Here is a 22,827-nt window from a genome sequence, read left to right on the forward strand (position 1 = left end):
GGGGGCCCGGGCGCGGCCGGTGCGGCCGATGCGGTGCACGTAGTCTTCGGGCACGTTGGGCAGTTCGAAGTTCACGACCTGCGGCAGCTGGTCGATGTCCAGGCCGCGGGCGGCGATGTCGGTGGCCACCAGCACCGTGACCGTGCCTTCCTTGAAGCCGGCCAGCGCGCGGGTGCGGGCCGACTGGCTCTTGTTGCCGTGGATGGCGGCGGCGGTCAGGCCGTCCTTGACCAGCTTTTCGGCCAGGCGGTTGGCGCCGTGCTTGGTGCGCGTGAACACCAGCACCTGGTGCCAGCCGCTTTCGCGGATGATGTGGCTGATCAGGTCGCGCTTGTGGTGCTGTTCGACCAGGTGCACGGTCTGCGTGACCAGTTCGGTGGCGGTGTTGCGCGGGGTGACCGAGACTTCGCCCGGGTTGTTCAGCACGCCGCGCGCCAGCGAGCGGATCTCGTCCGAGAAGGTGGCCGAGAACAGCAGGTTCTGGCGCTTCTGCGGCAGCAGCGCCAGGATCTTGCGGATGTCGCGGATGAAGCCCATGTCCAGCATGCGGTCGGCTTCGTCCAGCACCAGGATTTCGACGCCCGACAGGTCGATGGTGCGCTGGCCGCAGTGGTCCAGCAGGCGGCCGGGCGTGGCCACCAGGATGTCCAGCGGCTTCTTCAGCGCGCTGATCTGCGGATTGATGTTGACGCCGCCGAACATCACCATGGACGACAGCGCGGTGTGCTTGCCGTAGGTCTGCACCGATTCGGCCACCTGCGCGGTCAGTTCGCGCGTGGGCGTCAGGATCAGGCAGCGCGGGCGGCCCGGCTTGCGCTGGGCGGGCTTGGTCTGCGACAGCAGGTGCAGGATGGGCAGGGTGAAGCCGGCGGTCTTGCCGGTGCCGGTCTGGGCGGCGGCGAGCAGGTCGCCGCCCTTCAGGACCTGCGGAATGGCCTGGGCCTGGATGGGGGTGGGCGCGGTGTAGCCGGTCTCGGCGATGGCGCGCAACAGGGAATCAGCCAGCCCGAGGTCGGCGAAATTAGAAGAGGCAGTCAAAACAACTCCAGCGGCAGCCCGTCGCTCAAGTTGAGAGACTCCAATCCAGGCGTACGAATAAGGAGAAAAGGGAAGCGCCCTTGCAGGGCGAAGCCAGGCGGCGAAGGGCCCGGCGAACGTGCGCAGATTGGCAAAGCGCACGGCGGGATTGTAGCCGATGTGGCAGCCGGGCATGGGCGCGCCGGGGTGTCCTGGTATAACCAGGTAACAAATTGCACGACCTATCTACGAAATAAGTACATTCCCTAGGTCACACTCCCTATAATCCGTGCGCTTTCATCCATTTGAAAATAAGGATTGCTATGAAAAAGGCGGCAATTGCAGGCATCGTCGTGGCGCTGGGCGCGGTTTGGACCGGTTCTGCCTGGTACACGGGCAAGAAGGCCGAAACCTTCGTCAAGCAACTGATTCAGGATGGCAACGTCGATCTGCAGAAGCTCGGCGAGCGCACCGGCATCACGCCCTCGATCGAGCTGATCTCGTTCGAGCGCGGCGTGTTCTCGTCGACCGAGCGCTTTCGCGTCAAGTTCTCGATCCCGGCCAAGGACGGCAAGCCCGGCCATGACGGCGAGATCGAGTTCGTCGAATACCTGGACCACGGCCCCTTCCCGCTGTCGAACCTGAGCCGTGGCAAGCTGGCTCCGGCCATGGTCGCCAGCCGCTTCCAGCTCGTGGAAACGCCTTCGGTCAAGGAATGGTTCGCCGCCGCCAAGGGCTCGGTGCCGCTGTCGGGCTCGTACAGCGTCAGCTATGGCAAGAATGTCGACGGCAAGTTCGACCTGGCCGCCGTCGAATTCGCCAAGGATGCGAACAGCCTGAAGTTCTCGGGCATGAAGGGCGATATCGAGGTCAACACCGGCACCAAGCACGCCGTCTTCAACGCGCAGTCGGACAGCCTGGTCATCGCCGGCAAGTCCGACGACAGCGATATCACCAGCATGGCGCTGCAGGGCCTGACGATCGCCGGCAACGGCGCGCCGGGCAAGAGCGACATGTACATGGGCAGCCAGAAGATCGGCTTCAAGGCCCTGACGATCAACTCGGCCACCCAGCCGCCCGTGATCGTCAAGGACACCTCGATGGCCATCGACACGAGCGAGGCCGACGCCGGCGTCAACGCCAAGGCCGTGCTCGACTTCGGCATGATCAATGTGCAGAACCAGGACGTCACCGGCGTCAAGTTCGCGCTGGACATGAAGAACCTGGATCCCAAGGCGCTCAAGGCCCTGAACGAAGTCTATGAAAAGGCCTCGCATCGCATGCTGCAGAGCGGCGGCGAGGAAAAGACGCCGCAGTTCACGCCCGAAGAGCAGCAGATCCTGAAGGACAACGTCCAGCTGCTGCTGGCCGGCAACCCCAGCCTGTCGGTGGCGCCGCTGCAACTGCGCACCGCCAACGGCGCGTCGACCTTCAACCTGGATCTGAACCTGGCCAAGCCGGCATCGCTGGACGCGCCCTTCCCGGACGTGGCCATGCAGACCGTGCGCAAGCTGGACGCCAAGGTCGTGCTGTCCAAGGCCAGCCTGGCCGACCTGATGGCCTTCAAGGCCCAGCAGGACGGCGCGCCGGCCGACCAGGCCCTCAAGACCGCCAAGGGCCAGGCCGACATGGTCGGCACCATGGCGGGCGCCATGGGCCTGGCCAAGGTCGAGAACGACAACGTCGTTTCCTACCTGAACTACGCCGACGGTCAGGTCGATTTCAACGGCAAGAAGATGCCGCTGGAACAGTTCCTGATGATGGCCATGGGTGGCTTCATGGGCAAGCGCTAAGCGCGCCCTGCCGGCCCCGCGAGGCCGGCGTCGCAATATTACGGGCTGATGCGCCTTGCGCGCATCGGCCCGTTTTTCATTGGCGCCCGCCAGCGTGGCGCATCGGGGCGGACCTTATCCGGGCAGCGCGCCCGCCTGGACCACGCCGCCCTGCAGCACCGCCACATGGAAGCGCTTGTCGGCCGCCTTCATGATGTCCTCGGTCGGGTCGCCTTGCACCAGCAGCAGGTCGGCGGCGTTGCCGTCCTGGATGGCGCCGTGCCCATCCATGCCCATCAGGTCGTGCCCGCGCGAGGTGCCCGCGACCAGCGCGTCCACCGGCGTCATGCCGAACTCGACCATGTAGGCCAGCTCCATGGCGTTCTCGCCATGCAGGTTGAACGGCGTGCCCGCGTCGGTGCCCATGGCGATGCGGCCGCCGGCCTTGTAGTACATCTGGATGGACTCGCGGTGGCGCTGCTCGACGGCGCGGGCCTTTTCCACCGCGTAGGCGGGGATGCCGTTGTCGGCATTGGCCACGATGTTGCGCACGGCGGCGATGGTGGGCACCAGGTAGGTCCGGGCCTCCAGCATCTCGCGCAGGCATTCTTCGTCCATGAAGATGCCGTGCTCGATGGAATCGATGCCGGCGCGCACGGCATTCAGGATGCCTTCCGTGCCCTGCGCATGGCTGGCCGTGCTCTTGCGAAAGCGCTTGGCCTCGTGGACGCCGGCCTTCATCTCGGCGTAGCTGTAGTGCGCGTCCATGGGGCTGACGCCCGGCGTCATGACGCCGCCGGTGGCCATGATCTTCACCAGGTCGCAGCCGGCGTGGACCTGCTCGCGCACGGCCTTGACCACTTCCTCGCAGCCGTCGGCCACGCGGCCGATGCGGTTGCCGTGGCCGCCGGTCATGCAGATGATGCGGCCGGACGCCCTGATCGCCGGACCGGGAAAGACGCCGCGCGCGATGGCGTCGCGCACGCCGAATTCCAGGTAGTCCTTGCCGCCGCAGTCGCGCAGCGCGGTGATGCCGCCGCGCAGGCTGGCCTGCGCGTTCTCCAGCGCGGTCAGCGTGATCTGCGCCGGGCCCTGCTTGTTCATCTGCGCGTTGGGGTCGGGGCCGCCGGTGTAGACCAGGTGCACGTGACAGTCCGCCAGGCTGGGCATCAGCGTCATGCCGGCGGTGTCGACCTTGCGGCCGGCATAGCCTTCGAACTCGGCCGCCGGCGCCACGCGCGCGATGCGGCCGTCCTGGACCAGCACGCCGTGTCCGGCCTGGGTCTTGCCCAATCCATCGAATACCAGGCCGCCGATGAACAGGGTTTGCTGCGAGGCGCTCATGTCTCGTTCCTTGGTTCTGTGCATGCGACCCTAGCCGGCCACGTCCAGCCCCTCGCGGGACATGGATTGCAGGCGCGGCATCAGGCCCAGCAGGTGTTGGCTATAGGGGTGTTGCGGGCGATCGAACAGGGTTTCCGTATCCGCCACTTCCAGCAGTTCGCCATGGCGCATCACGCCGACGCGGTCGCACATCTGGCGGATCACGGGCAGGTCGTGGCTGATGAACAGCATGGTCAGGCCGAGCTGTTCCTGCAGGTCCTTGAGCAGGTTCAGGATCTGCGCCTGGATGGACACGTCCAGCGCCGAGGTGGGCTCGTCGCAGATCAGGAAGCGCGGACGTGTGGCCAGGGCGCGCGCGATGCAGATGCGCTGGCGCTGGCCGCCGGAGAATTCGTGCGGATAGCGCTGGGCGGCGCGCTCGCCCAGGCCCACCACGTCGAGCAGGTCGGCGACGATGCGGCGCGCCTGCGCCTCGCTGTCGGCCAGCCGGTGGAAGCGGATGGGCTCGGCGATGATGTCCAGCACGCGCATGCGCGGATTCAGCGAGGAATACGGATCCTGGAAGATCATCTGGATCTGGCGGCGGAAGGGATTGAGCTGCTTCTCGCCTTTGAGCGCGGTCAGGTCGGTGCCGCCGAAGTGCACCGATCCGGCCGACGGCGTATATAGCCCGGAGATCAGCCGCGCGACCGTGGACTTGCCCGAACCGGATTCGCCCACCAGGCCGAAGACCTCGCCCTCGCCGATGGCGAAGCCGACGTTCTTGACCGCGTCCAGCGTGCGCTGGTTGCGTTTCAGGAACGCGTTCTTGAGCACGAAGCGCATGCCCAGGCCGCGCACGTCGACCAGCGGACCGTCGCCGCGCCCGCCGAAGTCGCGCCGCTGGCCCAGCCAGTGGGTGGCGATGTCCAGCGGCTGCGCCGGCGTCTTCACGTCCTCGATGTAGGTGACCAGCGGAAAGCGCTTGAGCTTGATGTCGGGCCGGGGCACGGCCGAGATCAGGCTGCGGGTGTAGGGATGATCGGGGTCGCCCAGGATCTTGGCGGTGGCGCCCTCTTCGACCAGCTTGCCGCGATACAGCACCGCCACGCGATCGGTCACGTCGGCGATCACGCCCATGTCGTGCGTGATGATGATCATGCCGACCTGCTCTTCGCGGCACAGCTTGCGCAGCAGCTCCAGGATCTGCGCCTGGATGGACACGTCCAGCGCCGTGGTCGGTTCGTCGGCGATGATGACCTCCGGCTCGCAGCACAGCGCCAGCGCGATCACCACGCGCTGGCGCATGCCGCCGGAGAACTGGTGCGGATACTGCTTGGCGCGCAGTTCGGGCTTGTCGATGCCGACCTGCGCCAGCAATTGCACGGCGCGCTTGGCGGCCTCGGCCTGGGACAGGTCCAGGTGCACCTGCATGGTTTCCACCAGCTGGCTTTCCACGGTCTGCAGCGGATCCAGCGAGGTCAGCGGATCCTGGAAGATCATGCCGATGCGCCGGCCGCGCACGCGGCGCTGCTGCGCCGGCGTCAGCGTGTCGATGCGTTCGCCGTTGAGCAACACTTGGCCGCCGGCCAGCCGGCCGGGCGCTTCCAGCAGGCCGATCACGGCGTTGCCGATGGTGGACTTGCCGGCGCCGGATTCGCCCACCACGCCCAGGATCTCGCCTTTCTCCAGGCTCAGGGACACGCCGTCCACCGCCACCATGGTGCCGCGGCGGCTGGGGAATTCGATGCGGATGTCGTCGATGTTCAGCAGGGCCATGATGTTCTCAGCGCAACTTCGGATTGAGCGCGTCGCGCAGCCAGTCGCCCAGCAGGTTGACGGACAGCACCAGCGCCACCAGCACGATGCCGGGGAAGATGGAGATCCACCACATGCCCGAGAACAGGTAGCTGTTGCCGATGCGGATCAAGGTGCCCAGCGACGGCGCGGTCGGCGGCACGCCCACGCCCAGGAAGGACAGCGTGGCCTCGGTGATGATGGCCACGGCCAGGTGGATGGTGGCGATGACCAGCACCGGCCCCATCACGTTGGGCAGGATGTGGCGGCGCAGGATGGTGACGGGGCCGATGCCGATCAGGCGGGCGGCCTGCACGTATTCCTTGTTGCGCTCGACCAGCGTGGAGCCGCGCACGGTGCGCGCGTACTGCACCCAGCCGGAGGTGCCGATGGCGAAGATCAATACGTACATCGCCAGCTCGTCGTGCATGTCGCGCGGCAGCAGCCCGCGCGCCACGCCGTCGATCAGCAGCGCCACCAGGATGGCGGGAAAGGACAGCTGCACGTCGGCGATGCGCATGATGAAGCTGTCCACGCGTCCGCCCGCGTAGCCGCTGATCAGGCCCAGCGTGACGCCCAGCACCATCGAGAACGCGACCGAGGCCAGGCCCACCAGCAGCGACACGCGCGAGCCGTAGAGCAGGGCCGAGAAGATGTCGCGGCCCTGGTCGTCGGTGCCGAGCACGAAGGCCGCGCTGCCGCCCTCTTCCCAGGACGGCGGCGTATTGGCGTCGATGATGAGCACCTGGCCCGGGTCGAAGGGATTCTGCGGAGCGATCAGCGGCGCGAACACCGCGCCGAGCACGATCAGCAGCGTGACGAGGGCGCCGATGACGGCGGCGGGCGAGCGCTTGAAGCTGTACCAGAGGTCGCTGTCGGCGGCGCGCGCGAAGAAGGGGGCGATGCGGGCGGTCATGCGGGTTCCTTTACGTTCGTCCTGGAAGGTGCCTTACTTGCTCTGCACGCGCAGGCGCGGATCCACCGCGAAATACAGCAGGTCGACGATCAGGTTGATGACCACGAACATGAATGCGATCAGCACCAGGTAGGCCGCCATGACGGGAATGTCCACCGTGCTGATGGCCTGGATGAACAGCAGGCCCATGCCGGGCCACTGGAACACGGTCTCGGTGATGATGGCGAAGGCGATGATGGAGCCCAGCTGCAGGCCGGTGATGGTGATGACCGGCACCATGGTGTTCTTGAGCGCATGGCGGAAATTGATCAGCCGCTCCGGCAGGCCGCGGGCGCGCGCGAACTTGATGAAGTCGGCGCGCAGCACCTCAAGCATCTCGGCGCGCACCAGCCGCATGATCAGCGTCATCTGGAACAGCGCCAGCGTGATGGCGGGCATGATCAGCGCCAGCAGGCCGGACTTGGTCAGGAAGCCCGTGGTCCACCAGCCCAGTCCGACCACGTCGCCGCGCCCGAAGCTGGGCAGCCAGCGCAACTGCACGCCGAAGAACAGGATCAGCAGGATTCCGATCAGGAAGGTGGGCAGGGAGATGCCAGCCAGCGAGATGGCCATGAAGGCCTTGGACAGCACGCCGTGGCGCTTGAGCGCGGTGTAGATGCCCATGGGAATGCCCAGCGCCAGCGCCATGACGGCGGACACGAAGGACAGTTCCAGCGTGGCGGGCAGGCGTTCTTCCAGCAGTTCGCTGACGGGGCGGCGGTGGCGGTACGAGACGCCGAAATCGCCGCGCGCGGCGTTGGCCACGAAGCGCGCGTACTGCACCACGAAGGGATCGTTCAGGCCCAGCTGCTCGCGCAGTTGTTCACGTTGTTCCGCCGTGGTGTCCTGGCCCACCATGGTGGCCAGGGGGTCGCCCACGTAGCGGAACATGGCGAAGGCGATCAGCGCCACGGTGAGCATGACCAGCAGCGACTGGAAGAGTCGTTGCGCGATGAAGGAAAGCATGGGGTGTGGCCCTCAAGAAAGCCGGCGGCGGGGGCGGCCGTATCGCGATCCGGGCGGCCGAGGCCGCCCGGCAAAGGCTGCGCCCGGGATCAGGGCAGCACGACGTCGCGCAGGTCGAGCACGTCGTCGGCGCGCTGGATGACCTTGATGTTGTCCTTCACGCCCCAGGACATGGGCTGCTGGTGCAGCGGCAGATAGCCGTACTCGGCGCGCACGATGCCGAAGGCTTCCTTGATCATCGCGTTGCGCTTGGCCTGGTCGGTCTCGGTGCCGATCTGGGTGATCAGCTCGTCGACCTTCTTGTTGCAATAGCCGCCCAGGTTGAACTGGCCCGAGGCGGTCTTGGCGTCGCGGCAGCCGGCCAGGTTCAGCAGCGCGTTGTGCGCGTCGGTGGAGCTGGGCGTCCAGCCGAGCATGTACATGCTGGTCTGGTTGCCAGCCTGCAGCAGGATCTTGCCGAAGTACTTGGACTTGGTCTGCGCCAGCAGGTTGACCTTGATGCCCACGCGCGTCAGCATGCCGGCCACGGCCTGGCAGATCTTTTCGTCGTTGACGTAGCGATCGTTGGGGCAGTCCATGGTGACGGAGAAGCCCTTGGGATAGCCGGCCTCGGCCAGCAGCTTCTTGGCGCGCTCGGGATCCGGCTTGTACGGCGCGCCGTAGGACTCGTCATAGCCGTTGATCGAGGTGGCGACCAGCGAGCCCAGCGGCTTGGCCGCGCCGCGCATGATCTTGTCGTTGATGATCTTGGTGTCCACGGCCAGCACCACGGCCTCGCGCACCTTCGGATCCTTGAAGGGGTTCTTGCCCTTCACGTCCGAGAACAGCAGCTCGTCGCGGCTCTGGTCCATGCCGATGAAGATGGCGCGGGCCTCGGGCGCGGTCAGCGGCTTGACGCCCTTGGCGTCTTCCAGGCGCTTCCAGTCCTGCACCGGCACCGGCTGCACCAGGTCCATCTCGCCCGAGATCAGCGCGGCCACGCGCGTGGCTTCCTGCGTGATGGGTTGGAAGATGACCTCGTCGATATTGGTCTTGATGTTCTTGTTCCAGTAGCCGTCATAGCGCTTGAGCACGGTCTTCACGTCGGGCTGGCGCTCGGCCAGCATGAAGGGGCCGGTGCCGTTGGCGTGCAGGTTGGCGTAGTTGCCCTGGTTGTCGCCCTTGATGTTGGTGGCCTCGGTGGTCTTGTTCTTCTCGGACCACGTCTTGCTCATGATGTACAGGAAGGCCCATTCGCGCGGCAGGATGGGGTTGGGCGCGGGCGTGGTGACTTCGACGGTGTAGTCGTCGATCTTCTTGATGTCCGACGCCTTGGCGCCGTAGCCCTTCATGTCGGAGCCCGGCGTCAGGCTGCGCTTCCACGTGAAGATCACGTCATCGGCGGTGAAGGGCGAACCGTCGTGGAATTTCACGCCCTTGCGCAGCTTGAAGATCCATTTGGTGGGCTCGGGGTTTTCCCAGCTTTCGGCCAGCAGCGGCGTCAGCTTCAGCTCGCCGTCGTAGCCGGCCAGCGTTTCGTAGATGTTGCCCTGGAAGCCCAGCGTGAAGGTCTCGTTCAGCGCCATCGGGTCCATGGACGAGGCATCGCCCTGGTACGACCAGTGGAAGGTCTTGGCCGCGGCGCCGGCGCTGAAGGCCAGCGAGGCGACCAGGGCCGCCGTCAGCGCAGCCTGTTTGAAAGCGGGGAAAGTACGCATAGCCCTGATGCTCCGTGTGGTGCGCGGATCGCGCGGCAGAGGAATGGGCCCCGACCCCTGGAGGAGTCCGGGGCATGGCGTTGCTGCTTACGACGAGACGGAATCGGGGAATGGACGCCACGCGGCGCGGCATGCGCGTCGGCCGGCGGGAGCCTTGATGACTATCACTGCGCAGGACTTCGGCTTCACGATGCACCCAACCCCATTTTGTGATTCATAGTCATGAGGGGGACGGACCCACGCCCATGCAGAAGGCATCTTATAGAGCCATTCTTTTAAGCGTCAATCGGTTTGGATTGGGGATAGTACGTGCTTGCCAGGGCGCATGAATGGTGCCTGAGCGCCAGGCGGGCGGCGGCTGTCAAGAGGTCGCGGGCGCGTCCGCGGACAGCGTGCGCGCCAGCTCGCGCAGCATGAGCTTGCGGCGTTCGCTGTCTTCATGCGCCTGGCCCAGCGCCGACCATTCGGGCCGGCTGCGCGCTTCTTTCAGCGCGGCGGGCAAGGCGCCCTTGCGCAGGTCCTCGCCATCATGCGGGACGATCCGGATGGGCGTGCGCGCCGCATGGCCGCGATGTTCGAGCGCGGCGATCAGCTCGCGCTGGCGCAGCGCCAGGAGGCGCAGCACGGCGTCGTCCACGCTGATCTCGCGCCAGCCGCGCAGCTTGCCCGCCACGCGCTTGCCGAGCTTTTCCACGCCCTGCCACAGCCCACCCGCGGCCGCGCCGATCAGCATGCCCGTGCCCAGGCTCAGGCCGGCGCTGAACAGGTCCACCGCCGCGCCGGCCATGGCGCCGGCGGCCGCGCCCATGCCCAGTTGTATGCCCATGTCCTTGAGCGCCTGAGGATGGAACAGGTCCATGCCCCAGCGCTCGCCCTGCAGCGGCAGCGCATCGGCGTCGATATCGGAAGGCCGGAAGTTGTACAGCGCCAGCAGCGCGGTGACGCAGGCCTGTTCGCGCTGGCGCGCCAACGCGCGCAGGCGTTCGGCCGCCGCGGCCAGCGCGTCGGCGTCATTGGGGCTGGACAGGCGCAGCGCGGCCACGTCGATCAGCAGGTCGGCCAGCAGCTCGAAGGCGGCGGCGCGGCGCTCCTGGCGCTGCCGCGCGAGCGCGTCGGACAGGCGCGTCAGCGCGGCGGCGTGGCGGTCCAGCAGCACGGCGAGTCGGGCGTACAGCTGCCGCTCGCCATCCAGCGCGGGCGCCACCGTGTCGAATTCCACCACCGCGTGCAGCCCCAGCCGGGCCAGCGCCGCGCGCCAGTCGGCGGCGCGATGCTGCGGCGCGTTGACGAAGTTCAGCACTGGCAGCAAGGGCCGGCCGCAGGCGGCCAGGATGTCGAGTTCGTCGCGGTGCTTGCCCAGCACCGGGTCGCGCGCGTCGATGACGTAGAGCGCCGCGTCGCAGTCCAGCATCTTGGCCAGCACGCGCGCTTCCTGTTCGTAGCGGCCGTGAGCTTCCGGCGTGTCCAGGAAGCGGCGCACGCGCGCCGGTCCGTCCAGCCGTTCGCCGGGCGCCTCCAGCCGCTCCAGGTATTCCAGCAGCGAGATGCTGTCTTCCATGCCGGGCGTGTCGAACCATTCCAGCGCGTCGCCGCCCTCGATGCGCAGGCGCGCGCCTTCGACGTGGCGCGTGGTGCCCGGGCTGTCGGCGACTTCGCCGAAGCGCGTGTCGCGCGTCAGCGTGCGCAGCAGCGAGGTCTTGCCGGTGTTGGTGTGTCCCACCACGGCGATGCGGATCAGGGAATCAGCCATGTCCGGTCTCCAGCCAGTCCAGCGCGTTGGCGGATGCCGCCAGCACGGCCTGCGCGGGCAGGCCCAGCGCCGCGAGCTGCGCGCGCCACAGCGGCGCGCGCGCCGGACCATCCTCGTGCGCGGGCAGCAGCAGCCAGACGCGCGTCTGCTGCGCGTGCGCGGCCAGTTCGGCGATCAGCGTGAGCGTGCCCCGGTCCGGCGTCTGGCGGGCGTCGCAGGCGATCAGGAGGCGCGAGGCGGCGGCGTCGGCCAGCGCGTCGAGGATGCGGCGGCGTTCCTCGCGCGTGTCGAGCCGGCCGGCGATCTGGATGCCGGCGGGCGTTGTGGCCGGCGGCCAGGGCAGGTCGGTGGGCAGTTCCAGAGCCAGCAGCACCGGACGGCCGTCCAGCCCGGCAGGCGCCGGCGCGGACAGGCGCGGCTCGTGCAGCGGGTCGACGGGACGGTCCAGGCCGGTGGAGACCACGGCGGGTTCCAGCCGGTCGCGCAGCGCGGCGTGGCCGGGCAGCGCGGGGTCGATGCGCAGGCCGGCGAGCCTGCGCCGCAGCACGACCAGGCACAGCAGCGCGGCGGCCAGCCGGGGCAGCACGCCATAGACCACCACCACGCCGATCAGCCACAGCGACCATTGCACCTGGGCGGTGGCCGGCAAGGTCTGGACGCCGTCGCTGGCGAGCACCGTGGCGGCGTCGGGCAGCGGGAAGCCCGCCAGGCCCGGCAGCCAGCCGATCGCCTGGGTCAGCCAGACGAAGGTGTCCGGCGCGAGCAGCGTGGTGGCCCAGATGAAGCGGTAGCTGGCGGTGGACAGCACCGTCAGCAGCGTCGCCAGCGCGGCGCACAACCCGGTCAGCCAGAGCAGGTGGCTGATCGAACCGAACAGCCAGCGTAGCGCGCCGGCGCGCGCCAGCAGGTTGAGCAGGGCCTGGGGCGCCAGCGCCGTGTCCGGCCCGCGCGCGAGTTTGCGCGTGACCCACAGCCAGAGCCGTCCCAGGCCGGTGGCGGCGGCGGGTCGCAGGAGAAAGCTGGCCAGCCACAGCAGGAAGGTCAGCGCGTGCAGGCCCAGCAGGGCGCCCAGCGCCCACAGCACGTTGACGGGCCGCGCGCCGTCGCCCAGCGCGCCCAGGGCCAGGCCGATGCCGGAGAACAGCGCCAGCGCGAACAGCGCGGCCAGCACGGCCAGGGCGCTGCGGGTCCAGCCCTGGAGCTGGGCGGGCAGTTGTTCGCGTTCGGCGAGCCGGTGGGCGCGGACCAGGATGCGGTCCGGCAGGCCGCCCTCGGCGCGGCGCGCGGCGCGCACGGCCTCGGCGTCTTCGAGCGGGCCCCAATGGGTTTCGCGCAGGCGGATGATCTCGGCGAGCCAGTACTCGCGCAGCGGGCGGCGGGAGGCGTCGTCCAGGGGCATGGGCAGGTTCGGACCAGGTTGCCACAGCGGCGCGGGGCCGCGGCGGGCGGTGCCCCATTGTAGGGGAGATGCGCGCCGGCTCAGCGTCCGGCGCGGGCGCCGCGGTACTGGCCCGGCGTGACGCCGGCTGCGTCGCGGAAGACCCGCGACAGATGGCTGGCGCTGCCGAAGCCGCTGGCCTGCGCGATGCTGGCCAGGTCGCTCTTGCCGGCGGCCAGCAGGGCCTTGGCGCGCTCGATCCGGCGCGCGCGCACCCAGGCGTGCGGCGGTTCGCCGAAGGAGGTATGGAACATGCGTGCGAAGTGATAGGTGGACAGCGCCGCCACGCCAGCCAGCTCAGCCAACGTGAGCGGGGCGTCCAGGTGCGCGTCCACGTAGTCCATGACGCGCCGGCGCACGGCGGGGGCCAGGCCGCCGCGCGCGGGTTGCGGCGTCTTGCGCGACACGCCCTGGTGCAGCAGCTGGTGCAGCACGGTCTCGGCGGCGCTGCTGGCCGCCAGCCGTTCGTCGGGGCGGCTCCAGTCCGTGCCCAGCAGCGAGCGGCATACGTCGGTCAGCGAGTCGTCGTGGATATAGGTGCGGTCGCGCAGTTCCAGCGAGCGCGGCTCGCAGTCCAGCCGCATGACGGCTTCGCGGGCCAGGCGCTCCGGCGCGATGTACAGATGCAGGAAGCGCACGTTGTCGTTCATGCTCCAGCGCGAGTAATGCTCGGCGGGCAGCACGCAGAACTTGCCCGCGCCGCCATGCAGCGAGTCCAGGCCGACGCGGAAGGATTTTTCGCCGCCGCGCAGGTATAGCGACAGGGTGTGGTGGCCGGGCATGTCGTAGCCCAGCGTTTCGCGGGCGCTGCGCGACCATTGCGAGATCGCCAGGCCCTCGCCGAGCGTGGCCGCGCGCTCCAGCGTCGCAGTGGAGCCGGACAGGGTGCGGAAGACGGAGAAATCGGCGGGTGCCGACGCGACGGTGCCCATGGAAATCACATGCTACTGCGATCGCGCGCTACGCGCGCGGGCGCGCGAGCAATAAGCGCAAGAAACGGCAATCGCGGCCGGGCCGGGCGGTGCAGACTACTGGCGAGCGGCGGCCTGCCGCCGGTTTTTATGTCCCCTATTTTATTGCCGCGTACCGCATCGTGAATCTCTTTCTGTATCTCCTTACCGTCATCATCTGGGGCACCACCTGGATCGCCATCAAGCTGCAACTCGGCGTGGTGGCGATTCCCGTGTCCATCTTCTACCGCTTCGCGCTGGCGGGCCTGGTGCTGTTCGCCGGCCTGCTGCTGCTGGGCAAGCTGCAGAAGCTGGACCGGCGCGGGCACCTGATGTGCCTGGGACAGGGCCTGTGCCTGTTCTGTTTGAACTTCCTGTGCTTCTACACCGCCACCCAATGGATCCCCAGCGGGCTGGTGTCGGTGGTGTTTTCCGCCGCCACGCTGTGGAACGCGTTGAATGCCCGCCTGTGGTTCGGCACCCGCGTCGCGCCGCGCGTGATGCTGGCCGGCGCGCTGGGCTTCACGGGCCTGGTGCTGTTGTTCTGGCCCGAACTGGCCAGCCAGCAGGCCAGCCACGAGACGCTGCTGGGCCTGGGCTTCGCGCTGCTGGGCACGTTCTGCTTTTCGACCGGCAACATGCTGTCCTCGCTGCAACAGCGCAAAGGCATCCGGCCGTTGACCGGCAACGCCTACGGCATGCTGTACGGCGCGGCCATCCTGCTGGCGGGCTGCGTCGCGACCGGTCAGCCCTTCCGCTTCGACACTTCCACGTCCTATGTGGGCGCCCTGCTCTATCTGGTGATACCGGGATCGGTGATCGGCTTCACGGCCTACCTGACGCTGGTGGGCCGCATGGGGCCGGCGCGCGCGGCCTATTGCACGGTGCTGTTCCCGGTGGTGGCGCTGTCGGTCTCGACCTATGCGGAAGGCTATCAGTGGACGATGCCGGCGCTGCTGGGGCTGGCCCTGGTGATGCTGGGCAATCTGCTGGTCTTCACCAAGTGGACGCCCTTCGCGCGCCGGGCGGTGGCCTGAGGCGCCTCAGCCCTGGCGCGGCAACTGGCGCAGCGCGTCCAGCAGGCGGCCGATCTCGTCCTGCGTGGTCAGGTAACTGACCGAGGCCCGCGCGATCTGCGCCAGCCCGCGCGCCGTCATGTCCAGCGGCGTGTAGTTCACGCCGTTGCTGCCGATGGTCACGCCCTGCGCGGCCAGCGCGCGCTGCACTGCCGGCGCGTCCAGGCCCGCCACATTGAACGACACCAGCCCCGATCGCTCGCGGCCCTGGTCCAGCACCGTGACGCCGGGCAGCGTGGCCAGTTCGGCGCGCAGGCCCTGGGCGATGGCGTCGACGCGGGCGCGGATCGCGTCCAGGCCGATGTCCAGCGCCTCGCGCAGCGCATTGGCCAGGCCGCAGCGCAGCGCCAGCGAGGCTTCCGCCGATTCCAGCCGCGCCGCGTCCGGTCGCAGCATGGGCGTGCCGTCGGGACCGAGCGGCGCACTGTGGGTGTCGACCCAGGCCGGCGTCAGCCTGGGCAGGAAATCGCGCCGCACGTACAGCAGGCCGGTGCCGCGTGGGCCGCGCAGCGCCTTGCGTCCGGCGCCGGCCAGCACGTCGCAGCCGACCTGTTCCACGTCGATGGGCAATTGGCCCACGGCCTGGGCCGCGTCCACGAAATAGGCGATGCCGTGTTCGCGCGCCACCGCGCCGATCGCGGCGGCGGGATTGATCAGGCCGCCGTTGGCGGGCAGCCAGGTCAGCGCGATCAGGCGCACGCGTTCGTCCAGCATGGCGCGCAGCGCCTCGGGATCGACGCAGCCGTCCTGGTCTGACGGAATGGTTTCCACGCGCGCGCCCGCGCGCTCGGCGATCAGCCGCATGCAGGCGAGATTGCCGCCCCATTCGTGCCGGCCCACCAGGATGCGGTCGCCGGGCTGCCACGGACTGGCCGTCGCGAACGCGGCAAAGGCCGCGCCCCAGCCGGGCGAATTGCCGCCGGTGAGCGCGATCTCGTCCGGTTGCGCATTGAACAGTCGCGCCGCCAGGGCGCGCGCCGTTTCGGTTTCCGCGCGCGCGGCCACGCCGACGGCGCTGCGCGAGTGGCGGCCGGCGTCGCCGAACACCGCCACCATCAGGTCCGAGGCGCCGTTGGCGACGATGCTCTGGCGGCTGAAATCCGGCGCGCTGGCGACGAACACGCCCAGCTTCACCACGCGTGCCACGCGGTCCAGGCGGTCGCCGGTGGCGGCGGCGATCTGCGACAGCACGCCCAGCGCCGACAGCCGGGCGGCCTCGACGCCGTCGGCCTCGGACACCGCGCCGCCAAGCTGGCCCAGATAGGCGGCCTGGCCGTTCTTGCGCGAGATCTGGCCCGAGATATAGAGCAGATTGCCTTCCTGCACGTAGGACACGTAGTTGGCGGCGGGGGCGGAGGCGGTTTCGAGCGTCAGGCCGAGTTCGGCGACGCGGGCGGAAATGGTGCGGGACATGGATTACCTGCCTGAAAAGGGAATGAAGGGGAAAGGTGCGTTCCAGCTTCAGGTCATGCTATCGGCCCGGGAGCGCCTTGACCAATCAATTTTCCCCGGGCACACATGAATAAAAGTAATGCGTTGCCGGTGCTTGGCGGCAGGCCTGCCGCATTCTCCGTGGCTCAGGGCAATCCTGATCGAAGGCAAGCGGCGCGAGACTGCGCGGATCAGACCGGCGCGCCGGTCTGCGCGGCGGCTTCGACCAGCCAGTCGTGCAGCGTCTGCACGTCGGGATCCGCCGCGCCTCGGGGCGTGACCAGCCACCAGCCGATGCGTGGATCGTCCAGCGCCAGGCCGGGCAAGGCTTCGACCAGCGCGCCGCTGGCCAGCTGCGCGGCGATCATGCGGTGCCGGCCCATCGCGACGCCCTGGCCCGCCAGCGCCGCCTCGATCACGATGTTGTAGTCATGCAGCGGCACGTTCTGCGCGCCGCCCAGGTCCACGCCCGTGAGCCGCGCCCAGGCGGGCCATTCGAAGGGATTGTGGGAGTGCGAGGTCAGCAGCGGATGGCGCAGCAGATCTTGCGGCGAGCGCGGGCGTTTCCGGCCGGCGATCAGCGACGGCGCGCAGACCACTGACAGGCGCTCACGCATCAGCTGGCGCGCACGCACGCCGGGCCAGGTCCCCCGGCCGTAGCGGATGGCGGCGTCGACCTCGCCGCCGGCGACGTCCGCCAGGCCGATGTCGGGCTGCAGTTGCAGTTCGATATCGGGATGCGCGGCGCTGAACGCCGGCAGTCGCGGCGCCAGCCAGCGCGTGGCGAAGGACGACAGCAGGCCGATCCTGAGCCGGCGGCGCGGACGCTGCGGCGCGCGGATGTCCTCGGTGCCCTGGCGCAGCAGCTCGAACGCGGCATGCACGCGCTCGTAGTAGGCCTGCCCCGCCGGCGTCAGCGCCACGGCGCGCGTGCGGCGTTCGAACAGCGCGGCGCCGAGTTCGGCTTCCAGCTTCTGGATGTGATGGCTGATCGCGCTTTGCGTGACGTACAGCTCTTCGCCCGCCAGGCTGAAGCTCAGGCGCCGGGCCGCGGCCTCGAAGGCGCGCAGGGAAACCAGGGCGGGCAGGGATCGCGGGGAGCGCATGGCGGCATGACGGATGGCTGGGGCCGGAACGAGGCCGGCGGATGCGCGTCATGCTACGCCCGACCGGCGCAAATGCAAAAAGCCCGCAACCTGGGTTGCGGGCTCTTCAAGGGTACTGCGGGTACTGCGAAATCTTGGCTCCCCGAGCTGGGCTCGAACCAGCGACCTGCGGATTAACAGTCCGTCGCTCTACCGACTGAGCTATCGGGGAACAGGTAGAGGGGGCGAATTATGCACAAAATTTTCGAGGAATGCAAAACGGCGGATGCGGGCCGTTGGAAACACGCCATGTCCGACGGATGCCGGTACTTCAGGCCGGTGCGGCCTATGTCTTCGACAGCAACAGCCTGATGCCTGCATAGGCGAAGGCCACGGACAGGATCCCTTCTATCCAGCGCTTCGACTTCTGGTAGGTCCGGACCATCAGCGGCGTGGAAAACACCAATGCGTATCCGCCGAAGACCAGCACGCCGAGCATCGCGCAACCCGCGATGATGGCCTGGAACGAGTACGCGGGCGAGTCGGCTCGCAGCCCCAGGGACATGATGGCGATCCAGGCCAGCACTGCCTTCGGATTGGTGAGGTGCAACAGGACGCCACGGCGATAGAGTTGCCGCTTGCTCGACGTCGCGCCGCCCGCTGCGGACGACGGGCGTCCCGCCGTGAGCGCCGCCCTGGCCGCTTTCCAGGCCAGATAGAGCAGGTAAAGGCCGCCGGCGATCTTGATGATGAACAGCGCATCGGCATAGCTCGCCAGGAGCGCGGAGATGCCCGTGGCCGCGAGGATCGCCCAGAACATGCTGCCGGTCGTGACGCCCAGCGCCAGGGCCAGGGCCGACGCGCGGCCCTGGCTCATCGCCACGCCCATGATGGCCATGTTGCTGGGACCGGGACTCGCGGTGGCGATCAGATAGGTCGCGTAGACGGGCAGCAGCTGTTGCAGGTGTTCGATGACCATGGCCTTGGGCCTCGCGATGGCGGGACTGGCCGTCCCGGTGTGCTAGACGATGTCGCCCCGATGGACCAGGTGAATCTTGTTGCCGTCGGGATCGCGCAGGTAGGCGCCATAGTAGCCGTCGCCGTAGTGGGGCCGGGGACCCGGGGCGCCTTCATCGGCGCCGCCGGCGGCAAGCCCGGCGGCATGCGCCTGCCTCACCGCTTCTGCATCGGGGGCGAGGAACGCCACCATGCTGCCATTGCCCACGGTGGCCGGCTTGCGGTCAAACGGCGAGTAGGCGTAGAACCGTGGCAGCGTCGATCCGGGGAGGATCCAGCAGCGCGATTCGGGGCCGCCATCGGGCGTGACCGGCCGCTGGCGCAGGCCTAGCGGCTGCAGGATCGCGTCGTAGAACGCAGATGCGCGAGTCAGGTCGCTGACGCCGACCGTGATGTGGCTGAACATGAATCTGCGTCTCCAGGTTGCGGGGAGAATCTGGTGGCTCGTCCTGCGATAGGCGTGCAGGCATGGCGTCGCACAAGTATAGCGACGCCGGGCGGGCTGGGATGCGTGCGCGGCTTCATGCGCGCGGATGGGTTGCCGGGGAATATCCCAGGCCATTGATCCTGATGGTGCCGGTGAAAGGAAGCGCGGGCCGTGTCTGCAATATCCAACTTCAGAGGACATAAGCCCCAGCAAGAACGGCGGGGACTGGGAGATAAAGCGAATTGTGGCCTTCATGCGGGACGAACCGACATTAACCGCCATGGTCATGCAGGATGTGACCGCCGCAGACTTGGCCGCGTACCGAGATCGGAGGTTGAAGCTGGTTAAGTCGTCTCCGTCCTGCGCGAGATAAGCCTGTGGCGGGCGATCTGGACACGGGCCAGGCGAGGGGAGTGGCGCTATGTCGATCATGATCATGGAAAGAAGTCACAAAGCCGAAGGACAGGACACCGCGCAATGTCCTCTTAGTCGGCGACCAGGTAGAGAAAATTGTGGTTGCGCTCAAGTATCGGGGCGGTCAACCTACGACGAAACGACAGCAGTCGGCCGTCGCCCTACTGCTTGCGCTCGAAACCGCCATGCGTGCTTCTGAAATTGTCGGTTTGACCTGGCCGCGCGTGGACTTGCTGCGCCGTGTTGCCCATCTGCCCAAGACAAAGAATGGCGATGCTCGCGACGTACCGCTGTCCAGAAGGGCCGTAGAATTGTTGCAGTCCATGGTCGGACTGGACGAAGAGCAGGTTTTCACAGTTGATTCCGCGACACTGGACACAAACTATCGATTGGGACGGGCAGCGGCTGGCATAACCGGGCCGACTTTCCATGATTCGCGCGCCCCAGCGATAACCCGTCTCGCAACTAAGCTCGAGCTTCTGGAGCTTGCACGAATGTCGGGACATCGTGATCCGCGTTCTTTGATGGTCCACTACCGAAAATCCGCATCGAAAATAGCTTCAAAATTGGATAACTGATCGTGACTATCGCCGAAAAAAATTTTTCGCCGACCCCTGGGGATGAAGTAATCGTGATTGGCCGAGACCATCCCCAATTCAATCAGATCGGCACCTTCGTTGGCATGACCCATGCGCTTGGCGTAGCGCGTGCACGTGTGCGCATTGACGGGGCCGTGTACCTATGTGACCCCGCCGACCTAGTCGAGAATTAGGACACTTTTGTAAACTCTTCAAGATTCCGTTTGCGGAGCGTCAGCTTGGGCGTACGCCTTACCTTGGCTAATGTTCAGCCCATCGCGATACAGCATCGGAACCTTGTAGGCTTCGCCAATCTCTTCCAGGAAGCCTATTTCAATCAGCGGCTTCACAATTGTTCGCACTTCCTGCTCGTCGACTTCCAGAAGGGTCGCCAACGTTGCGGCATTGTGCTCGGCCTTACCGTCTCTAAACCTCTCCAACATTGGGGCAAGCTCGCTAGCTTCCGCGAGAAGCGTGTCGTTCACTCGATCTTCGCTCAAGCGCACTAATGCTCTTCGCACAGCATCGGCCTCGATTAACGGCGCTCCCGTGTGGTACTCCCTGGCGGCTCGTTCCTCCATTCGTTGTTGCGCCTCCTGAGCCTTCTTGACCAAATCCACGAGATTTCTCGGAGGTTTGGTATCGTTTCCATCTCGGATGCGAGACATCATCCATGACCAAGTTGTCGGCTTGCGAGGCCCAGCGTCAATTTGTGCTGGGAACAACAGGTTAAAGATCTGGTCGTCAGACAGCGGCCCTTCAATCTGCATTCGCTTCATAAAGTCTTCATCGCGGCGAATGCGATTGCAGAGCAGTGCTTTAAGATCTTCTTCATCCCACACTATGTCCAGCCGTTTTGCATTCACATGTGTGAGATTCACGAATCCGCCATGTACGACTTTTCGAAAAAGATCTTTCCGTACGAACAATTTCAACTTTATGCGATCGAATTCGAGAAGATCAAGATAGGTGCGCAGCAGCGCACGAAGCGCAGGTGTCTCCATTGCGGAATAGCCCTGAAACGCCTCATCCAGTCGGTCCAAGACTACCCATACGTTGCCGTCGAGTTCAGCAAGCGCTTCGTTCAAGATTTGGAACGCGTCTTCATGGTAAATAATTTCCTGCGCTCCATCGGGATCTTCTGCCAAGTCGGCGAATTCGACCCTGCCATTTATTATGGGCATCCCGGCCTCAGTCAAACCAAGTCCGCCCTCAACGGTGCGAACTCGGAGCCGCTGTTTCACCAAGTTGATGAGCTTGGAGAAAATGTTGGAGGCCGATTCATCTGTAGAGCGAAGCCCAATAGCCCGCAATGTGCGGTCTAGGGCCACTAATTTGTCCGTTTCCAGCCCCTCGGCTGCCTCCAAAAGCCAGTTCCCCACAAGCGAAAGGAAATAGCTTTTCCACACAGTCGAGTATTGCGCCTCGGTCAAAATTTCTAACTGGGCGAGCCTTTGAAAGACTGGGTTTCCTGTTGGATTGAAGGCGGGAAGAATCTCGATTCCTCTAAGCTCCGGCTATTCCTTAAATCGGTCCCGCAGAATCCGGTATAGCGCCGTCTTGCCGGTTCCTTTGTCTCCTGCCACAACGTCGACGCCGCCACGCACAAGAGCGCGGAACGTCTGTGTTTCTACGAAGTAAGCGTCCAAGTCGGCGTCAAATTCGGCAACCGAATTGCCAAGGTCTAGTTCGGCCAGCAACTCTCTTACGAACATCGTTTACTCCTCTGGAAGTGGGATACAGCTTCAATCGATGTTACACGTTGCATCGCTTTCATGAGTCGTTTCAGGGAACAGAGTACTGTCCAGTCTCTGGCTGGCCGGATTTATATCGTGCGCGTCGTAGGTGCGTCATAGTGCGTCACCCGGCACACCCTGATGCTGCAGGTACGGCCCCGCCAATGCTGGCGGCAGGGGCGACTCAGGGTTGAGTCTTTTCTCGCACATTTAGCTCGCAGGCGAGGAGGGGGATGGCCGCGCCGCTCATCGGGCGTTCATGGCTACGCGCCCCCGGAAACACATAGCGCCCGTGGCCGGTCAGGGCGTGCCGGTCGCGCAAGACCGCCACCGCCTGCCTGGACAGCGGCACCAGGTGGGCCGTGTTGGTCTTGGTGATCAGATAGCGCCACTCTGCCCGATCCAGATCAACATCGGCCCATTCCGCTGCCCGCAGTTCACCAGGTCGGACGAACAGCATGAGGGCTCAGCTTGAGCGCGCACAGCACCGGGAAGGTGCCGGTAAAGGCGTCAAAGGCCCGCAGCATCTCGCCAACCTTGGCCGGTTCGGTGATGGCGGCAAAATGGGTGGTGCTGGCGCTGGGGATTGTGCCTATCAGGTCGCGGGCGGGGTCAGATTTGCAATGGCCTTGCCGGATGCTATAGCGAAACACCATTCCGATTTTGCTGCGTATCTTGTGGGCGGTATGCCGCGCCCCCCGTCCATCAATGCGCTTGAGTACGAAGAGAGTTTCGGAGGCGTCGATTTCGGTAATGGGGCGTTTGCCCAGCCAGGGAAACACGTCGTTCTCCATCCAGGCCAGAGTGTGGGCATGGGTGCTGGCCGTCACCGATAGTCGATGTTCTTCCATCCAGGCCCGCGCCGCTGAGTGTTGCTCCCTCGCTTTTGCCAGTGACACGTCAGGGTAGACGCCCAGGGCCATCACCTTTTCCTTGCTGCCGTGGCGGTACTTTCAGCGCCAGTACTTCCCGGCGTGGTTGACCAGCAGGTGCAGCCCGCCGCCGTCGGCCAGCTTGTAGGGCTTTTCGGCTGGCTTGGCTTGGCGGCAGGTGGTATCTGTTAGGGGCATGGTGGGGATACTTTTTTCTGAGGGTAGCTGGAAAACAGCCACATACCCCCAAAAATACCCCCTGATCTGGGTGGGGGTATGGCAATAGACAACCTTGGACGATCCCAGACGAAAAAACCCGCAAAGCCTTAGCTGATGCGGGTTTCGTGTACTACGTTAGACAGATATTTGGTGCCGGTGAAAGGAATCGAACCCTCGACCTTCTCATTACAAGTGAGCTGCTCTACCAACTGAGCTACACCGGCAAGGCGCGCCATGGGGCACGCGCGGGGACTGCATTGTAATGAAAAACGCAGCCCCCGGCATGGAACGGCGCGCGCGGACAGAC

18 protein-coding genes, 2 tRNA genes and 1 pseudogene are annotated in these 22,827 nt (G+C 66.4%); 3 read left to right on the forward strand and 18 right to left on the reverse strand.

All coding sequences use genetic code 11. The features are described from left to right. Positions 1-1,038 (reverse strand): DEAD/DEAH box helicase (locus AC6LJ5_RS25665; RefSeq protein ID WP_498141982.1); only part of this gene is annotated, 1,038 nt, incomplete at its 3' end. A 302-nt stretch (positions 1,039-1,340) separates the two neighbouring features. Here AC6LJ5_RS25665 and AC6LJ5_RS25670 point away from each other — a divergent pair. After that, positions 1,341-2,810: a YdgA family protein gene (locus AC6LJ5_RS25670; RefSeq protein WP_103271956.1), complete on the forward strand. Its 1,470-nt coding sequence runs from the start codon at positions 1,341-1,343 to the stop codon at positions 2,808-2,810. A 114-nt stretch (positions 2,811-2,924) separates the two neighbouring features. Here the strand turns inward: AC6LJ5_RS25670 and AC6LJ5_RS25675 are convergent, their stop codons facing one another. From AC6LJ5_RS25675 to AC6LJ5_RS25710, 8 genes are all read right to left on the reverse strand, one after another. Continuing rightward, on the reverse strand, positions 2,925-4,133 hold the full coding sequence (locus tag AC6LJ5_RS25675) for a metal-dependent hydrolase family protein (protein WP_498141983.1): 1,209 nt from the start codon (positions 4,131-4,133) through the stop codon (positions 2,925-2,927). A gap of 30 nt (positions 4,134-4,163) precedes the next feature. Then, positions 4,164-5,891: a dipeptide ABC transporter ATP-binding protein gene (locus tag AC6LJ5_RS25680; protein WP_103271958.1), complete on the reverse strand. Its 1,728-nt coding sequence runs from the start codon at positions 5,889-5,891 to the stop codon at positions 4,164-4,166. Positions 5,892-5,898: 7 nt separating this feature from the next. Beyond that, the gene (locus AC6LJ5_RS25685) at positions 5,899-6,825 is read right to left on the reverse strand and encodes an ABC transporter permease (RefSeq protein WP_103271959.1); all 927 of its coding nucleotides are present in this window, start codon (positions 6,823-6,825) and stop codon (positions 5,899-5,901) included. 33 nt (positions 6,826-6,858) lie between these two features. Then, positions 6,859-7,830, reverse strand: coding sequence for an ABC transporter permease (locus tag AC6LJ5_RS25690; RefSeq protein WP_498141984.1), 972 nt, complete (start codon positions 7,828-7,830; stop codon positions 6,859-6,861). Positions 7,831-7,919: 89 nt separating this feature from the next. Then, the gene (locus AC6LJ5_RS25695; protein WP_103271961.1) at positions 7,920-9,527 is read right to left on the reverse strand and encodes an ABC transporter substrate-binding protein; all 1,608 of its coding nucleotides are present in this window, start codon (positions 9,525-9,527) and stop codon (positions 7,920-7,922) included. Positions 9,528-9,888: 361 nt separating this feature from the next. Then, complete coding sequence (locus AC6LJ5_RS25700; protein WP_103271962.1) at positions 9,889-11,277, reverse strand: GTPase/DUF3482 domain-containing protein; 1,389 nt, start codon at positions 11,275-11,277, stop codon at positions 9,889-9,891. After that, entirely contained in the window at positions 11,270-12,676 is a 1,407-nt protein-coding gene (locus AC6LJ5_RS25705; RefSeq protein WP_498141985.1) for a DUF2868 domain-containing protein, read from the reverse strand. The genes AC6LJ5_RS25700 and AC6LJ5_RS25705 overlap by 8 nt, the downstream gene beginning before the upstream one ends. An 80-nt stretch (positions 12,677-12,756) precedes the next feature. Further along, a complete protein-coding gene (locus AC6LJ5_RS25710) occupies positions 12,757-13,647 on the reverse strand; it encodes a helix-turn-helix domain-containing protein (protein WP_392413489.1) in 891 nt (296 codons plus the stop codon). A gap of 161 nt (positions 13,648-13,808) precedes the next feature. On the opposite strand from AC6LJ5_RS25710, the gene AC6LJ5_RS25715 reads away from it, so the two are divergent. Beyond that, positions 13,809-14,702 carry a DMT family transporter gene (locus AC6LJ5_RS25715; protein ID WP_498141986.1) on the forward strand — a complete coding sequence of 298 codons (894 nt, stop codon included), beginning with the start codon at positions 13,809-13,811 and terminating at the stop codon, positions 14,700-14,702. 6 nt (positions 14,703-14,708) lie between these two features. On the opposite strand, the gene AC6LJ5_RS25720 is transcribed toward AC6LJ5_RS25715, so the two are convergent. From AC6LJ5_RS25720 to AC6LJ5_RS25740, 5 genes are all read right to left on the reverse strand, one after another. Then, the gene (locus tag AC6LJ5_RS25720; RefSeq protein ID WP_498141987.1) at positions 14,709-16,154 is read right to left on the reverse strand and encodes an aminotransferase class V-fold PLP-dependent enzyme; all 1,446 of its coding nucleotides are present in this window, start codon (positions 16,152-16,154) and stop codon (positions 14,709-14,711) included. 209 nt (positions 16,155-16,363) lie between these two features. Beyond that, the gene (gene gcvA / locus AC6LJ5_RS25725; RefSeq protein WP_498141988.1) at positions 16,364-17,278 is read right to left on the reverse strand and encodes a transcriptional regulator GcvA; all 915 of its coding nucleotides are present in this window, start codon (positions 17,276-17,278) and stop codon (positions 16,364-16,366) included. A gap of 135 nt (positions 17,279-17,413) precedes the next feature. Beyond that, positions 17,414-17,489, reverse strand: a tRNA-Asn gene (locus AC6LJ5_RS25730). Between the two features lie 114 nt (positions 17,490-17,603). Further along, on the reverse strand, positions 17,604-18,236 hold the full coding sequence (locus tag AC6LJ5_RS25735; RefSeq protein WP_498141989.1) for a LysE family translocator: 633 nt from the start codon (positions 18,234-18,236) through the stop codon (positions 17,604-17,606). Between the two features lie 42 nt (positions 18,237-18,278). After that, on the reverse strand, positions 18,279-18,680 hold the full coding sequence (locus tag AC6LJ5_RS25740; protein WP_392413639.1) for a VOC family protein: 402 nt from the start codon (positions 18,678-18,680) through the stop codon (positions 18,279-18,281). A gap of 533 nt (positions 18,681-19,213) precedes the next feature. Here AC6LJ5_RS25740 and AC6LJ5_RS25745 point away from each other — a divergent pair. Beyond that, complete coding sequence (locus AC6LJ5_RS25745; protein ID WP_498141990.1) at positions 19,214-19,693, forward strand: site-specific integrase; 480 nt, start codon at positions 19,214-19,216, stop codon at positions 19,691-19,693. Positions 19,694-19,905: 212 nt separating this feature from the next. Here the strand turns inward: AC6LJ5_RS25745 and AC6LJ5_RS25750 are convergent, their stop codons facing one another. The 4 genes and pseudogenes from AC6LJ5_RS25750 to AC6LJ5_RS25765 form a co-directional block, all read right to left on the reverse strand. Continuing rightward, positions 19,906-21,195 (reverse strand): P-loop ATPase, Sll1717 family, encoded by a 1,290-nt coding sequence (locus AC6LJ5_RS25750; protein WP_498141992.1) that lies wholly within the window; start codon positions 21,193-21,195, stop codon positions 19,906-19,908. Positions 21,196-21,210: 15 nt separating this feature from the next. After that, positions 21,211-21,408, reverse strand: a complete 198-nt coding sequence (locus AC6LJ5_RS25755; RefSeq protein WP_498141991.1) for a hypothetical protein — start codon at positions 21,406-21,408, stop codon at positions 21,211-21,213. A 211-nt stretch (positions 21,409-21,619) separates the two neighbouring features. After that, positions 21,620-22,499, reverse strand: a pseudogene (locus AC6LJ5_RS25760) (tyrosine-type recombinase/integrase); the annotation flags it as partial. Positions 22,500-22,668: 169 nt separating this feature from the next. Beyond that, a tRNA-Thr gene (locus tag AC6LJ5_RS25765) sits at positions 22,669-22,744 on the reverse strand. Positions 22,745-22,827: the final 83 nt, after the last annotated feature.

Source organism: Achromobacter sp. 1011791174 (assembly GCF_059760925.1).

Bases quoted from the DNA above. Each gene is read 5' to 3' on its own strand.
- AC6LJ5_RS25700 (WP_103271962.1), bottom strand. From the start codon at position 11,277: ATGGCTGATTCCCTGATCCGCATCGCCGTGGTGGGACACACCAACACC.
- AC6LJ5_RS25705 (WP_498141985.1), bottom strand. From the start codon at position 12,676: ATGCCCCTGGACGACGCCTCCCGCCGCCCGCTGCGCGAGTACTGGCTC.
- AC6LJ5_RS25695 (WP_103271961.1), bottom strand. From the start codon at position 9,527: ATGCGTACTTTCCCCGCTTTCAAACAGGCTGCGCTGACGGCGGCCCTG.
- AC6LJ5_RS25690 (WP_498141984.1), bottom strand. From the start codon at position 7,830: ATGCTTTCCTTCATCGCGCAACGACTCTTCCAGTCGCTGCTGGTCATG.
- AC6LJ5_RS25680 (WP_103271958.1), bottom strand. From the start codon at position 5,891: ATGGCCCTGCTGAACATCGACGACATCCGCATCGAATTCCCCAGCCGC.
- AC6LJ5_RS25670 (WP_103271956.1), top strand. From the start codon at position 1,341: ATGAAAAAGGCGGCAATTGCAGGCATCGTCGTGGCGCTGGGCGCGGTT.
- AC6LJ5_RS25735 (WP_498141989.1), bottom strand. From the start codon at position 18,236: ATGGTCATCGAACACCTGCAACAGCTGCTGCCCGTCTACGCGACCTAT.
- AC6LJ5_RS25710 (WP_392413489.1), bottom strand. From the start codon at position 13,647: ATGGGCACCGTCGCGTCGGCACCCGCCGATTTCTCCGTCTTCCGCACC.
- AC6LJ5_RS25685 (WP_103271959.1), bottom strand. From the start codon at position 6,825: ATGACCGCCCGCATCGCCCCCTTCTTCGCGCGCGCCGCCGACAGCGAC.
- AC6LJ5_RS25755 (WP_498141991.1), bottom strand. From the start codon at position 21,408: ATGTTCGTAAGAGAGTTGCTGGCCGAACTAGACCTTGGCAATTCGGTT.
- AC6LJ5_RS25740 (WP_392413639.1), bottom strand. From the start codon at position 18,680: ATGTTCAGCCACATCACGGTCGGCGTCAGCGACCTGACTCGCGCATCT.
- AC6LJ5_RS25720 (WP_498141987.1), bottom strand. From the start codon at position 16,154: ATGTCCCGCACCATTTCCGCCCGCGTCGCCGAACTCGGCCTGACGCTC.
- AC6LJ5_RS25675 (WP_498141983.1), bottom strand. From the start codon at position 4,133: ATGAGCGCCTCGCAGCAAACCCTGTTCATCGGCGGCCTGGTATTCGAT.
- gcvA (WP_498141988.1), bottom strand. From the start codon at position 17,278: ATGCGCTCCCCGCGATCCCTGCCCGCCCTGGTTTCCCTGCGCGCCTTC.